Annotated in this window: 21 protein-coding genes; 20 read left to right on the forward strand and 1 reads right to left on the reverse strand. The window is 48.4% G+C overall.

Translation table 11 applies throughout. The features are described 5' to 3' along the window. The first annotated feature begins 59 nt into the window (after positions 1–59). The 20 genes from purN (at position 60) to sigK (ending at position 11,286) form a co-directional block, all read left to right on the forward strand. Positions 60–662, forward strand: a complete 603-nt coding sequence (gene purN, locus SBI19_RS21470; RefSeq protein ID WP_317971569.1) for a phosphoribosylglycinamide formyltransferase — start codon at positions 60–62, stop codon at positions 660–662. Positions 663–695: 33 nt separating this feature from the next. Further along, the gene (locus tag SBI19_RS21475; RefSeq protein ID WP_317971570.1) at positions 696–1,355 is read left to right on the forward strand and encodes a hypothetical protein; all 660 of its coding nucleotides are present in this window, start codon (positions 696–698) and stop codon (positions 1,353–1,355) included. 66 nt (positions 1,356–1,421) lie between these two features. Then, positions 1,422–1,802: a hypothetical protein gene (locus SBI19_RS21480; RefSeq protein ID WP_317971571.1), complete on the forward strand. Its 381-nt coding sequence runs from the start codon at positions 1,422–1,424 to the stop codon at positions 1,800–1,802. Positions 1,803–1,860: 58 nt separating this feature from the next. Further along, a complete protein-coding gene (locus SBI19_RS21485) occupies positions 1,861–2,247 on the forward strand; it encodes an HIT family protein (RefSeq protein WP_317971572.1) in 387 nt (128 codons plus the stop codon). A 290-nt stretch (positions 2,248–2,537) separates the two neighbouring features. Further along, positions 2,538–3,251, forward strand: coding sequence for a class I SAM-dependent methyltransferase (locus SBI19_RS21490; protein WP_317971573.1), 714 nt, complete (start codon positions 2,538–2,540; stop codon positions 3,249–3,251). 26 nt (positions 3,252–3,277) lie between these two features. Further along, on the forward strand, positions 3,278–3,994 hold the full coding sequence (locus SBI19_RS21495) for a GH25 family lysozyme (protein WP_317971574.1): 717 nt from the start codon (positions 3,278–3,280) through the stop codon (positions 3,992–3,994). Between the two features lie 29 nt (positions 3,995–4,023). Then, positions 4,024–4,563: an NUDIX hydrolase gene (locus SBI19_RS21500; RefSeq protein WP_317971575.1), complete on the forward strand. Its 540-nt coding sequence runs from the start codon at positions 4,024–4,026 to the stop codon at positions 4,561–4,563. Between the two features lie 126 nt (positions 4,564–4,689). Continuing rightward, the gene (locus SBI19_RS21505; RefSeq protein WP_317971609.1) at positions 4,690–4,968 is read left to right on the forward strand and encodes a DUF4269 domain-containing protein; all 279 of its coding nucleotides are present in this window, start codon (positions 4,690–4,692) and stop codon (positions 4,966–4,968) included. Next, a complete protein-coding gene (locus SBI19_RS29675; protein ID WP_483312320.1) occupies positions 4,961–5,050 on the forward strand; it encodes an avidin-fold protein in 90 nt (29 codons plus the stop codon). Before SBI19_RS21505 ends, SBI19_RS29675 begins: the two co-directional genes overlap by 8 nt. A 40-nt stretch (positions 5,051–5,090) precedes the next feature. Continuing rightward, entirely contained in the window at positions 5,091–5,615 is a 525-nt protein-coding gene (locus tag SBI19_RS21510) for a hypothetical protein (protein WP_317971576.1), read from the forward strand. Positions 5,616–5,641: 26 nt separating this feature from the next. Further along, positions 5,642–6,076 (forward strand): GNAT family N-acetyltransferase, encoded by a 435-nt coding sequence (locus SBI19_RS21515; RefSeq protein WP_317971577.1) that lies wholly within the window; start codon positions 5,642–5,644, stop codon positions 6,074–6,076. An 83-nt stretch (positions 6,077–6,159) separates the two neighbouring features. Beyond that, the gene (locus tag SBI19_RS21520) at positions 6,160–6,528 is read left to right on the forward strand and encodes a glyoxalase superfamily protein (protein ID WP_317971578.1); all 369 of its coding nucleotides are present in this window, start codon (positions 6,160–6,162) and stop codon (positions 6,526–6,528) included. Between the two features lie 6 nt (positions 6,529–6,534). Then, the gene (locus tag SBI19_RS21525; RefSeq protein WP_317971579.1) at positions 6,535–7,077 is read left to right on the forward strand and encodes a GNAT family N-acetyltransferase; all 543 of its coding nucleotides are present in this window, start codon (positions 6,535–6,537) and stop codon (positions 7,075–7,077) included. Between the two features lie 58 nt (positions 7,078–7,135). Further along, entirely contained in the window at positions 7,136–7,330 is a 195-nt protein-coding gene (locus tag SBI19_RS21530; protein ID WP_317971580.1) for a hypothetical protein, read from the forward strand. 11 nt (positions 7,331–7,341) lie between these two features. Next, complete coding sequence (locus tag SBI19_RS21535; protein ID WP_317971581.1) at positions 7,342–7,581, forward strand: hypothetical protein; 240 nt, start codon at positions 7,342–7,344, stop codon at positions 7,579–7,581. Between the two features lie 16 nt (positions 7,582–7,597). Continuing rightward, positions 7,598–8,077 carry a DUF1572 family protein gene (locus SBI19_RS21540; RefSeq protein WP_317971582.1) on the forward strand — a complete coding sequence of 160 codons (480 nt, stop codon included), beginning with the start codon at positions 7,598–7,600 and terminating at the stop codon, positions 8,075–8,077. Between the two features lie 413 nt (positions 8,078–8,490). Next, a complete protein-coding gene (locus tag SBI19_RS21545) occupies positions 8,491–8,679 on the forward strand; it encodes a PLD nuclease N-terminal domain-containing protein (protein ID WP_317971583.1) in 189 nt (62 codons plus the stop codon). A 40-nt stretch (positions 8,680–8,719) separates the two neighbouring features. Continuing rightward, a complete protein-coding gene (locus tag SBI19_RS21550) occupies positions 8,720–9,637 on the forward strand; it encodes an ABC transporter ATP-binding protein (protein ID WP_317971584.1) in 918 nt (305 codons plus the stop codon). Next, positions 9,634–10,407, forward strand: coding sequence for an ABC transporter permease subunit (locus tag SBI19_RS21555; protein ID WP_317971585.1), 774 nt, complete (start codon positions 9,634–9,636; stop codon positions 10,405–10,407). The genes SBI19_RS21550 and SBI19_RS21555 overlap by 4 nt, the downstream gene beginning before the upstream one ends. A 180-nt stretch (positions 10,408–10,587) precedes the next feature. Next, entirely contained in the window at positions 10,588–11,286 is a 699-nt protein-coding gene (gene sigK, locus SBI19_RS21560) for an RNA polymerase sporulation sigma factor SigK (protein ID WP_191206655.1), read from the forward strand. Between the two features lie 194 nt (positions 11,287–11,480). Here sigK and SBI19_RS21565 read toward each other — a convergent pair whose 3' ends face one another. After that, entirely contained in the window at positions 11,481–12,293 is an 813-nt protein-coding gene (locus SBI19_RS21565; RefSeq protein WP_317971586.1) for a rhodanese-like domain-containing protein, read from the reverse strand. Positions 12,294–12,302: the final 9 nt, after the last annotated feature.

The raw sequence follows: 12,302 nt of genomic DNA on the forward strand, positions 1-12,302 counted from the left end.
AAGCAACTGTAAATTTTCCTCTATTCCGACTACTTAATCTTAGTTAGGAGAATCATGTCATGAACCAATTAAGGCTTGGTTTTATGTCATCACACGGCGGTTCGAACATGCAGGCCATTCTGGATGCAGCTTCGGATGGACGCCTTAACGCACTTCCAGCGGTATTAATCTCGAACAACTCCACTTCCACCGCGATGGAGCGGGCGCGCCAATACGGAATGCCTGCTTATCATTACTCCTCTGTTACTCACCAAGAACCGGAGACGCTCGACCGGCAAATCTTACAGACATTGAAGAAGCATGAGATCGACTATTTGCTGCTAGTCGGTTATATGAAGAGGCTTGGTCCAGCAACGCTGGACGCCTATGCAGGCCGAATCATTAATATTCATCCGTCCCTATTGCCCAAGTATGGTGGACATGGGATGTACGGAAGATACGTACATGAAGCCGTGCTGCGCAGCGGCGATCGCGAGACAGGGGTTACCGTTCATCTAGTGGACGGAAAGTATGATACCGGCGCCATCATCAGTCAATGTACGGTTAAGGTTGAGGAGGACGATACGGTCGACAGCCTAAGCGCTCGAGTATTGGAACGAGAGCATGAGTTTCTAGTAGAGACGCTTATCCGAATCGCGAACCAAGAAATCACCGTTGGCTGATGATCCAAGGTCCAGCTGTGAAAGCGAGGTAAAATGACGAGTCTGAATTGTGCCTACCATGAGGAGCGAGAATCAGTCAAGCCATGCACGGCTTGCAGCAAGCTCTTATGCGAAGACTGCATTCACGTTGACTTTACGGATTACTGCTGGAGCTGCGGATACGAGCAGGAGCAGAAGCAAATTGAAGAAGAGAAGAGCTTGGTATACCCCGCCTTTCTTGAACATAAGGTCGTCTATTATGTGCTTCACCAAGCATTCTCTGCATTTGGTGCCAGCTTCATCTGCTCGTTCATGTCCTTAATTATATTGAGCATTGCAGCAGGTCCAGAAGGAATCGTTATGGTGATGTACATCAGCTTGTTCATGCTGGTCATTACGTCTACTTATGGGGTCATTTGCTCCATGCTGATTGATACGATTGCGCATTTCTCCAGGTTTATGCGGAAGAGAAGCATTCAAGGTGGTTTTTATTTAGCAGGAGGGCTGCTGTTTCCATATTTATCGGAAATGTCGAATGATTCGGAGTTGTTTATGTACTTGCTTCTAAGCGCTGGGGCGGCTCTTCTATTCTTCTTCCTGCAGACCATACGCCTGGATAAACGGCTGGTCATTAGCGTTGGAATATTGTCATTGTTCGTGATTGTGCTTGTGAATTGCAATTTCTTGTTCTTGATTAAAGACGTGCTGTTCTAATAGGGAGGTGTTGCATGAGTGGACAGATGAGGAAAACTCGCATTCTACCTAATTGGAGCTGCGGTCGTGCTGCTACTCCTGTATATCCTGATCGATATAAGGATGGTAGCAAGCGTGAAGAGCACGATTCGAACACTCTATCTGCATCCTGAACAGGATCAGGTCATGATCGATGAAGGTTATGTGACCCAAACGGCATTGAGGAAGTTTTTCCGGCGAGGAATCTACCCGTCAAGCAAGGCTGAAGATACCGTCGTGTTCCGTCTAAGCGTAGGCAGCGGCCTTCATTATTTAGTAGGAGGAACCGTGTGGGTCAACTACACATTCAAGGGCGTTAACCCGGATACTGGACTATCCAGTTACGGCTCGTCTAATGTGCCCATTCGACTCAAGGTTAAGCTGGATCATGGACATTGGAAGATTACCGACAAGCATGAAGAACCATAAAAGATAGCCGGTTATACCCGACAAAAGGGATACGCTAATGATAAGGGAGAGGTCGTTCATGTGTTGTGAATATTGCTATATTACGCTGGAGCACCAGCATATTATGATGGACAATGAAACTTGTATGTATTTGCAGTTGAAGCAGCCGGATATCGAAGGCTCCGGCATCATTATTCCGAAGCAGCATCGCGAGACGGTGTTCGACCTGACGGATGAAGAGTGGCAGGACACATTCGCATTGCTTCAAGAAGTTAAGATTATGTTGGATGCCGAATACCAGCCGGATGGCTACAACGTCGGTTGGAACAGCGGCAGTGTAGGCGGTCAGCATATTAACCATGCGCATCTTCACGTCATCCCAAGGTTTGCAGACGAACCGTATGCTGGCAAGGGGATTCGGCACTGGTTGAAAAGCAAAGACAATCAGCGCCCCGTCGTGAAGTAGGAGGAGATTCACCTGAAATCGCGTAACATCGTTCTTATTGGGATGCTCCTGTCCTTACTCATTCCTGCTGCTTTGTTCTTCATTATGATGATAGGAATAGACCAGTCTGTGCCGGATGATTTCCAGTACCATGACAACTATTTTGTTGTTATGCATTGGAGTTGGAGCTCTTATTGGCAATTTGCTGTTGCACTGTTTATCCTATATGCAATCATTGTTGCTGTTGTCCGGAAACTGGTTGCAGCAGCTCGTAATCGTCGTAGTTAACAATAGAGTCAGGAGAGCTGTGCATGAATCGCGTGGAGCATATTCGTCTGGAAGAGAAGCGATATCACGATACTTGTTACGACAATTACAACCTGTTCGAGCCTGGCTCCTGGCTGCATAAGCCGGTGAAGTCGGTATTGGATCAACTCGAACAGTTCGCTGACTATTCCCTTGTGAACGTGCTCGACCTAGGGTCCGGAATTGGACGCAACAGCATTCCAATTGCACAGTCGCTGCAAGGCAGATCGGGGCGTGTTGTGTGCGTCGATCTGCTTCAATCAGCGATCGACAAGCTGCTGGATTACAGCAGGCAGTATGAAGTGCTTCCGTTTATCGATGCAAGGCTGTCGGACATCGAGCATTTTGTTATTGAGCCAGAATCGTATGACTTGATCGTCGCAATGTCCACCCTCGAACATCTGAGCTCCGAGCAGGCGTTACAGATCAAGCTGCAAGAGGTTGCGGCAGGCACGAAGTCATCAGGAGTGAACTGCCTCGTTATAGGTTCGAACATTCAAGAGGTTGTGATGGCAACGAACGTCGAACTGGATCCGATGTTCGAGATTAATTTGCCAACGGATCGCATGCTGGAGCTGCTGGACACGCAATATGAGGGATGGGAGATACAGAAGCGGTTAGTCAAGCGACTGGTTTATGAGATCGATCGGGATGGTCAGCCCGTCCGATTAACGTCGGATTGCATTACATATGTGGCGAAGAAGTCTGTTCAAGAATAGCCTTTGTCTAGGAGATACGCGGAGCGATGATTAAGAAGCGGTTTAGATATACGAAGACCCTCATCATACTGCCGGTTCTCCTTGTACTCGGATTGTTGGAGTACCGAGGCGTAATCTGGCATAACAGTCTGTTCGCGTCACGCTATGAGGTGAAAGGGATTGATGTGTCGCATTTCCAAGGCATGATCGATTGGAATCGCGTCGGCGCCGATTCCAAATGGCAGTTCGCCTATATGAAGGCGACTGAAGGAATGGATATGACGGATGATCAATTCGCTGCAAATTGGGAAGGAGCGGGGCGCGCCGACTTGAAGCGGGGCGCCTATCATTTCTTTACGACGCAAAGTACCGGATTGGATCAGGCGAACCATTACATCGATGTCGTTCCTAAGGATCGTTCGAGTCTTCCGCCAGTGATCGATATTGAGATCGCCTTGGATAAAGATGCGGATGTTATTAGGGAGCAGTTATCGGTGCTGTGCGCGAGGCTGGAAACCTTTTATAACAAGAGGCCCATTCTGTATGTGACATACGATACATTCAACACGTACATTGCGGGTCACTTCGAGGATTACGAGATTTGGATTATGGATATCTTTAAATTTCCGACACTGAAGGGCGATCGGGAGTGGACGTTCTGGCAGTACAATCATCGAGCTAGAATAATAGGAATCCAAGGCTTTGTGGACACGAATGTGTTTCATGGAAGCCAAGAAGATTTTGCAGCGAAATACAACTATTGAAGAGAACGAACAAGGAGCATCTGACAGCTATGATTAAGTACACCATTGGTTTCATTAGACAAGGAAGCAGGATTCTGTTGTTGAATCGCGAGAAAGCAAGCTGGATGGGCGCATGGAACGGTGTCGGGGGAAGCATTGAGCCGAATGAAACGCCGCGGGAAGGGATACTTCGGGAAATAGCGGAGGAGACGGGAGTGGCAGTCGAATCCGTTCAATTCAAGGGCATTGTCACGTGGATCGTCGATGGGAAGATAACCGGCGGCATGTATGCGTATGTGGCGGAGCTGCCTGAGGACTATGCGTATGCGACACCGATTAAGATGGACGAGGGCATTCTGGATTGGAAAGAGATGCAGTGGATTCTGCATCCGAAGAATGTGGGGTTAGCTGCTAACATCCAAGGAAGTCTCGAACGGATGCTGTTCGACCCGGCTTGTTACGAGTACCGCTGCACCTATGATAATGGCAAATTATTGCAGCAGCAGTTCATCGCGCTCGATGAGGAGATTGAATTCGAGGAGGCTGACAAGGCTGTTGACCGTATGCTAGCCGCTTGCTCGGTTAGCTAATCGAAGAAGCACTAGTCTTACACTTAGGAGGCAGTCGGCAATGGCGCTTGTAGCCTTATTCTTGTGGGCCATCTGCCGCTACGGATTATCGATCAAGAGGAAGAATGGGAAGATGCTGTGAAATGGATGAATATTGATTATCTTAAGGCAGGAAGCATCGAACAAGACGAAGTCTACCACCTCCTTACGAAACACAAACTGCTCGACACTCTTCAAGATTATGACCCTATTCTTGTCGGCACTGTGCCGATCGGTGTTCATACCTCCTCCAGCGATCTGGACATTATTTGCTGCATTCGCAACTTCACAGCTTTCGAACAGCTGATTCAGAAGCGTTTTTCATCTGAATCAAGAAGGCGAGTTGATGACAGGGGTTTGCAGGTCTACACCGGAATGGATGCCTAACGGCAAACTCCGGTTGCACGAGCAGTGGGAATGGACATGCAAGGACCGTACCAGCGGCTGCTCGATCATAGAAGAGTACTAGGCATTAAGAGGTTGCGAAGTGGCGCGGGGGTGTTCGGTCGTTGAATAGCTTATATGTAAGAATAATGGTTGTCGTCGCAGCAACTTTGTTGACTTTGTTCATTGCAGCGCTGCATGGATGCACCTCGAAGATCGACAATCAGGAAACATACTATCGTCTCAATCGCAACCTGGATGCAGCAGGCGTGCAGTTCTATCAACGAGAGGCTGAAGTAGTCAATTTGTTAGGGGATGGCGAGTATATGCCGGGCTTCGGCGGGCATGGAAGGGACTACAAGGACAAAGGCATTCGGGTTAGCTTTATAGATGACCCAGACGGCATGATGTACGGCCGAGTAAGTTCAATTGATTACTATGGTGCCGATTGCTCCATCTATGGCATTAAGCAAGGGGATGCGATTACAGAAGCGGAGACTGTATTGCTCAAGCAGAACTATAAGAAGCTGGAGAATCAAGGCTTTGTCTACAAGAATGGAGAATACTGGATCATGCTGCAAGGCAACCAACAGGTGAATGCCATTTCGGTTGATTTTCGAGATGAAAGGTTAATGGACCGAAACTATTAATAAAGCGGAAGATAGGGGGATATTCGTTGGCTGCTATTCGATTATATGAACCTTCCGATCTGGCGGCGGTCGCCGATCTGATGGGAGATTTGGGGTATCCGAGCACAATAGCGGATATGGAGCGGCGGATGAATGTGATGGCATCGAATCCGTTCTGTCATACCTTCGTTGCAGAGCAGGACGGGCAAGCGGTTGGGATGATTGGTATACGGATCTCGACCAACTACGAGGTGGATGATGTTGTGACCTACATCTCTGCACTTGTTGTTAAGAGTAACTACCGGGGACAGGGCATCGGCAAGCAGCTTATTCGCTTCGCTGAGGACTGGTCGATACATAATGGTTCTAATGTGTTGTACCTCACGAGTGGGATCAAAGAAGAACGAAAGGCTGCTCATGCATTCTATCAGAGCTTGGGATTTGAGATAACCGGCTATCGGTTCGTGAAGAAGCACAAGTAGATCATGACGCATAGTGACAGCAATCCGTCTGTAGCAGATAATAAGATTATGGAAGACTCTAACAATTTGGAGGTTGACGGCTCATGCAGCTGAACACGATTGTACCCATTCTTCGCATGTTGGATGAGAATAAGGCGAAGGAGTTTTATATTGATTTTCTAGGGTTTCAAGTAGATTGGGAGCACCGATTCGAGGCGGATTTTCCACTTTATATGCAGGTATCGAGAGGGAACATCGTCCTTCACATTAGCGAGCATTATGGTGACTGCTTGCCAGGTGGAGCTATTCGCATTCAGGTGGAAGGGATCGAGGAACTGCATAAAGAGATTTCGGACAAAAAGTATAAGTACGCGCGTCCGGGTCTAGAAAGCATGCCTTGGGGAAGCCGAGAGATCAGCATAACGGACCCGTTCGGCAATCGAATTATTTTCTACGAACCAATTACGGAGTGAATCGACATGATCATGTTCCAGCAAGATCTACTGACAGTAAGAAGATTGGAGCTTGAAGATGTACATCTGCTTGAGCGTTGGTTATCGGACCCCGCGGTGCTCGAATTCTATGAGGGCCGGGATCGGCCGCATGATCGCGCGCTTGTGATGGGCAATTTCTATAGCAAAGAAGACGATGAGGAAACCCGCTGCATCATCGAATACGACGACGAAGCGATCGGTTATATTCAGTTCTATCCGCTTGATGATGAGGGAAGAGAAGTATATGACTATAGCGATGTACCCGGCGATATCTATGGCATGGATCAATTCATTGGCGAGCCCAAGTTCTGGAATCGCGGCATCGGGACGAAGCTTATTGAGGCAACGGTGAACTTTTTGTTCAACGAGAAGCATGCGGTGAAAGTCGTGATGGATCCACAGACGTGGAATGTGAGAGCGCTGCGAGTTTATGACAAATGCGGCTTCAAGCGTGTCAAGTTACTGGAGAAGAACGAGTGGCACGAAGGCGAGCTTCGGGATTGCTGGCTTATTGAACGCAACCGCTGAAGGGACTGTTGTACTCGCTCATAATGATTCCGAGATATAGAGAAGAGGTGCGCCCGCGATGAATAAATGGCTCAGGCGATGGTCGTTTGTAGTAAATCTGATCATCGCATTGATTTGCTTCTGGATCGTTCCGACGTATGTGTTTCATTCGCATCATTTTCTAACCTATGTCGCGATGTTTGTCGTTGCCGTACTCATCTCGGATCTCATCCTGCATAAGGGCAAGCTCTGGCGGCCCAATCGAAGGAAGTAGGGGCTGTGTGCATGCTGGATGTAACGTTGATTCCGTACAATGATAAAAATATCCTTGTTCAGCTCATTCAGCTGTATCGCTATGATTCCAGTGAATGCGATGGCCGCGCCTTCAATGAGCATCGGGTGTATATGTACAAATATCTAGACCATCAGTGGACGGATGAATACCGTCGTCCCTGCTTGTTTCGCATTAATGGCGAGATCGCGAGAGACGGATACGAATTCGTCAACGAGATGTACTTGGTCTAATGAAGGAGCTGTGCACATGAGTATGGATCTATCGTTCAATCAAACCTGGTTGGCCGGCAAATTCGAAGAAATTCGCCGCCGTTTGCTGCGGGCCATTGAGCAGCTTAATGACGAACAGCTCAATTGGAGACCCAATGAAGCTAGCCATAGCATTGTTACACTGATTCGGCACATGGACGGCAATATGAAGGAGCGGGTGGAGAAGGGGATTTTGCTTCGGGAAGTTGTACGTGACCGCGCACTAGATTTCGTGCCAAGCCCACTGACGAAGGATGAACTGCTCGTCATCGTTGATCAACGGTTTGGTTTTCTTATTGAAACGGTCAAGCTGCTTACTGAAACGGAATTGATGCGGAAGCAGACGGTTCGTGCGAAGGAGCGGACGAATCTCGATATGCTGCACCAGTGCGCCGCTCATTACTCCGAGCACATGGGACAGGTCTTATACATAGCGAAGCTGTGCTTGAACGATGCATATAAATCGACCTCTATATAATAACCGAGTACATGGAGACACAGTAACGCTCAATGCAATTGCTGTGAAGATGATATTGCCAGCTCCGTGTTCAACTGCTCGATTAACGAGGAAGCGTCTCAGCTGATGGTGAATAGTGTCCGCTTTGATCGATTGAGCGATGAACCTGTGCTGATTGTGAAGTTCAATCGACCTGTTCAGCAGAGATAGAAGGTCGGGCCTCGATTGCGAGGTCCGACTTTTTTGCGTTCTCATTTTTCTCCAGGGACGTCGATGTTGAAAGTTAGATGCCCGATCGATTGCATCTATTTACATTTACGCGTTTGACTGTTATATTATATATATAACAAGTACATTTAATAACACAGTTCCAAGCCGTAGATATAGATCTACCAAGGAATGGCGATCCTTACTTATAGAAGGGGGGGTTATCGATGGATTGGAAGCTTGTGCTGCCGATTATTATTCTTCAGTTTTTGCTGCTCGTCATCGTGCTGGTAGACATTATTCGCCGAGATAGCAGCCGTATTCGAGGGCCTAAGATTGTATGGGTGTTGGTCAGTTTGTTCATCTCCATGTTCGGTCCGCTGGCTTATTTGATTTTTGGCCGTAAAAAATACTAAGGCGCCGCGTGCTAAATATGCAGCGACTAGGAGCGATAACGTGTCTATTCTTGTATGCAATAAACTCGCGAAGACGTTTGGCGATGTGCAATCGTTGAAGGATGTCTCCTTCACGATTGAAGGCAAAGGCTGCGTCGGCTTTCTTGGCGCCAACGGTGCGGGCAAGACGACGACCATTCGGATCATTACAGGGCTAGCCAAGCCTTCGGCTGGTTCGGTCAAAGTAGTGGGCTTCGATGTGATGAAGGATGCGATCCGCATTCGGAAGGAAATCGGTTACTGTCCGCAGGCTCCAGCCTTCTATAATGATATGACCGCCGAGCAGTGGATGCATTGGGTCGGGCGAATCTTCAAGCTTGGGAAGAAAGAGATTGCGGACCGATCCGAAGAACTGCTGAAGCTGTGCGGGATATGGGATGCGCGGCATCGATCGATCGGCGGCTTCAGCGGCGGGATGAAACAGCGTCTTGGCATTGCGCAAGCGCTCATTAATCGGCCCAAGCTGCTTGTGCTCGATGAACCGGTATCGGCGCTTGATCCGATGGGCCGTTATGATGTGTTGATGCTCATTGAGAAGCTAAAGGCTGATATGACGATCTTCATGTCTACGCATATTCTAGACGATGTGGAGCGGGTAGCCGATCACATTGTCATTATCGATAAAGGCACGGTACTGCTGTCTCAGCCAATGGATGAATTAAAGCGCAGCTATAAGGAGTCCATGATCCACCTAACGATAGAACCGACGACAGTGGATCTAGTTGGCATTTTGCAGGCGGAGTCTGTGTTCACGAAAGTGCATCAAGAGGGGAATAGCTTCACGATCGAATGTGACGATATCGGTGCTGCGAACGTGAAGCTGCCGCAGCTGCTCGTCGGTCACGGCATCCGTTTCACGAACTATCGGGTGGCGGAGGCGAATTTGGAGCAAATATTCATGAAGGTGGTTCAGTCATGATCGGGTTCATGCCTATGTTGTCGAAGGAGCTTCGAGAGCTGGTGAGCAGTCTGAAGATCCTATATATCCCTATCGTGTTTACGCTTCTGACGATTACGCAGCCGATTACGATGAAGATGCTGCCTTCGCTGCTTAAGAATACATCCGGTCTGCCGGAAGGCACGATTATTCAAATTCCAGAGCCGACCGTCATTGAAGTGATGGGCTCGCTGCTGCCTAAGTTCGGTTCGCTAGGCAGTATTATCATTATTCTGATCATCATGGGCGAAATCGCGGGCGAACGGGCGTCGGGTGTAATGGCGATGGTTTTTGCGAAGCCGATCAGCTATGTGGGGTATTTTGCAGCCAAATTATTAGCAGGATCGCTGCTTGTGATTGGCAGTCTATTCGCGGGCATGATTATTTCCACCTACTACACCGAGATCATGTTCGGCAAGGTTGACTGGCTCGATACGCTGCTGGGGACGCTGCTGTATGTGCCGTATATTCTGCTCGCTGTTTCGATTACGCTGTGCTGTTCGGCAAGCATGAAGAGTCAGGTCGGCGCGGGCGGCGTGGCGTTCGTACTATTTCTTGGGTTGACGATGGTTCCGCAATATCTTGGCAGCTTCCTGAGTGACGTATCGCCCAGCCATCTGGCGGACACGGCGAGTCAGGTCATTATGAACAACGCCGATACGCAGATTGTGGCGCCGCTTGTCGGTACTTTGGTGCTGTGTGCGGTGTTTATAACGGCTGGAATGCTGCTGCTTCGGAGGCAGGAAGTGTAAAGTTCTGTTCTAGATTGAAGCAGCAGATTGAGGCAGCAACAACCTTTTCCCCATGTACATGCACGTCTGGGCGTGCGCCTACATACAATGTAGAACCGACTTCAAAGCGCGCTGGGAGAGGCGAGTCATTTCGACACGGATCGCTTCACGCCGGCCTACCAACATGGGGGTGTACGGTTCATGGGATTGTTCGCTGCTGTTGCCTTGTTCATTAAACAGCTGTCGCTGCTCGTCTCTTATGTCAAAAATAATGCGTTTCCGCAGCCGCTGCATGAGGAAGATGAATTAAAACATCTTCAGCTGATGGCCGAGGGGAACCAGCACTCGCGTAATTTGCTGATCGAACACAACCTTCGGTTGGTTGCGCATATCGTCAAAAAGTTCGATAACACGGGAGAGGACCTGGAGGATCTGATCTCCATCGGAACGATCGGCCTCATCAAAGCGATCGAGAGCTTCCAGCAGGGCAAAGGCACGAAGCTTGCAACGTTCGCCGCTCGCTGTATCGAGAACGAAATACTTATGCATTTGCGGTCACTGAAGAAGACGAAGAAAGACGTCTCCCTGCATGACCCGATTGGAACGGACAAAGAGGGCAACGAAATTACGTTGATCGATATCCTCGGCTCGGAAGCTGACGACGTGGTCGAGAAGGTGCAGCTGAAGATCGAGAAGAGCAAGATCTATCGGAATCTCGATATATTGGATGATCGCGAGAAGGAAGTCGTCGTGGGGCGGTTCGGCCTGGAGCACGGCGGGGAAGAGCGGACGCAGCGGGAGATTGCGAAGGAGCTGGGGATCTCGCGGAGCTATGTTTCACGGATAGAGAAGCGGGCGCTGATGAAACTGTATCATGAGTTTTATAAGGCGAAGAAATAAAGAATGGAAAAAAGAACGTAATCCTAGGAAGACTGTACTTTACAGTCTTCTTTTTCATATGCGAAAGCAATAAAGAACCTTGCACAGGACGGACAAAGTTAATCTGACTCGTATGTGTCTTCTAAATAGGTACTCAGGGAGTGAAAAAGCCCCCACCTTATCGTAAGTAAGGTTGGGGCTATTACAATTGAACGTTATTCTTGTTTACTTACTCGTCTGGTTGTGTACGGATACTGCTCAATACCTGGAATCGTGTACACTCTGCTGTAGCCTGCATCTATAAGGACTTGGGCCGCTACAGAACTTTTATACCCCTTTTGGCAGTAAAGGATTAATGGGGTATCCTTTCTAACACATACCGAGAACGGATTATTTGATATAACAGGTAATGGCATACAAACGCTTTCCTGCAAATGATCTGTGTTATAATCCTCATTCGACCGCACATCAACAAGCATTGCGGTATTATCGTTTAACATCAACTCCCACGCTTCATCGGGGGTCAGATTCTTACTTTGAAATACTCTGCCCTTAGGCTGACGAATACGCTGCTCCCTATCAAGCATTCTAGCAACAACTTCTGCAGCTTCCGCACGTGTTAAGCTGCCTGCAGCGTCGAACATGTTATGCTCACGCCCGAGCATGATACCTTTCACATACATCTGCGCAATATGCATGACGCAGGTACGACAGGAATATAAGTCCCTAAGTTTTTCTGCCGCCGACCATTCGGACTCATCGCTTTCTCCGAATTCTGTTAAAAGCGCCTCATGAACGATTCTTGCAGCGGAACGGCGCTCAATGGGATTGCTTATGTTTGTAAGATCATAATCCTCAATTATTCCCTTATGCAACGCGTAATCCATATATCCTGATGACCAACTGCCGCGCGTTGGCTCTATATTGCCTCTACTGCTTCTAATTACCATGGTCACAAATTGTTCAGTGGTAACATGATCCTCGGGATGAAATTTGCCTTCCGCATCAAAATCTATCGCTGTTTCCATTTCATTTCT

It is taken from the genome of Paenibacillus sp. CCS19, assembly GCF_033239625.1.
GTDB lineage: Bacteria > Bacillota > Bacilli > Paenibacillales > Paenibacillaceae > Paenibacillus_T.

Bases quoted from the DNA above. Each gene is read 5' to 3' on its own strand.
- purN (WP_317971569.1), top strand. From the start codon at position 60: ATGAACCAATTAAGGCTTGGTTTTATGTCATCACACGGCGGTTCGAAC.
- SBI19_RS21475 (WP_317971570.1), top strand. From the start codon at position 696: ATGACGAGTCTGAATTGTGCCTACCATGAGGAGCGAGAATCAGTCAAG.
- SBI19_RS21485 (WP_317971572.1), top strand. From the start codon at position 1,861: ATGTGTTGTGAATATTGCTATATTACGCTGGAGCACCAGCATATTATG.
- SBI19_RS21490 (WP_317971573.1), top strand. From the start codon at position 2,538: ATGAATCGCGTGGAGCATATTCGTCTGGAAGAGAAGCGATATCACGAT.
- SBI19_RS21495 (WP_317971574.1), top strand. From the start codon at position 3,278: ATGATTAAGAAGCGGTTTAGATATACGAAGACCCTCATCATACTGCCG.
- SBI19_RS21500 (WP_317971575.1), top strand. From the start codon at position 4,024: ATGATTAAGTACACCATTGGTTTCATTAGACAAGGAAGCAGGATTCTG.
- SBI19_RS21505 (WP_317971609.1), top strand. From the start codon at position 4,690: ATGAATATTGATTATCTTAAGGCAGGAAGCATCGAACAAGACGAAGTC.
- SBI19_RS29675 (WP_483312320.1), top strand. From the start codon at position 4,961: ATGCCTAACGGCAAACTCCGGTTGCACGAGCAGTGGGAATGGACATGC.
- SBI19_RS21520 (WP_317971578.1), top strand. From the start codon at position 6,160: ATGCAGCTGAACACGATTGTACCCATTCTTCGCATGTTGGATGAGAAT.
- SBI19_RS21525 (WP_317971579.1), top strand. From the start codon at position 6,535: ATGATCATGTTCCAGCAAGATCTACTGACAGTAAGAAGATTGGAGCTT.
- SBI19_RS21530 (WP_317971580.1), top strand. From the start codon at position 7,136: ATGAATAAATGGCTCAGGCGATGGTCGTTTGTAGTAAATCTGATCATC.
- SBI19_RS21535 (WP_317971581.1), top strand. From the start codon at position 7,342: ATGCTGGATGTAACGTTGATTCCGTACAATGATAAAAATATCCTTGTT.
- SBI19_RS21540 (WP_317971582.1), top strand. From the start codon at position 7,598: ATGAGTATGGATCTATCGTTCAATCAAACCTGGTTGGCCGGCAAATTC.
- SBI19_RS21545 (WP_317971583.1), top strand. From the start codon at position 8,491: ATGGATTGGAAGCTTGTGCTGCCGATTATTATTCTTCAGTTTTTGCTG.
- SBI19_RS21555 (WP_317971585.1), top strand. From the start codon at position 9,634: ATGATCGGGTTCATGCCTATGTTGTCGAAGGAGCTTCGAGAGCTGGTG.
- sigK (WP_191206655.1), top strand. From the start codon at position 10,588: ATGGGATTGTTCGCTGCTGTTGCCTTGTTCATTAAACAGCTGTCGCTG.
- SBI19_RS21565 (WP_317971586.1), bottom strand. From the start codon at position 12,293: ATGGAAACAGCGATAGATTTTGATGCGGAAGGCAAATTTCATCCCGAG.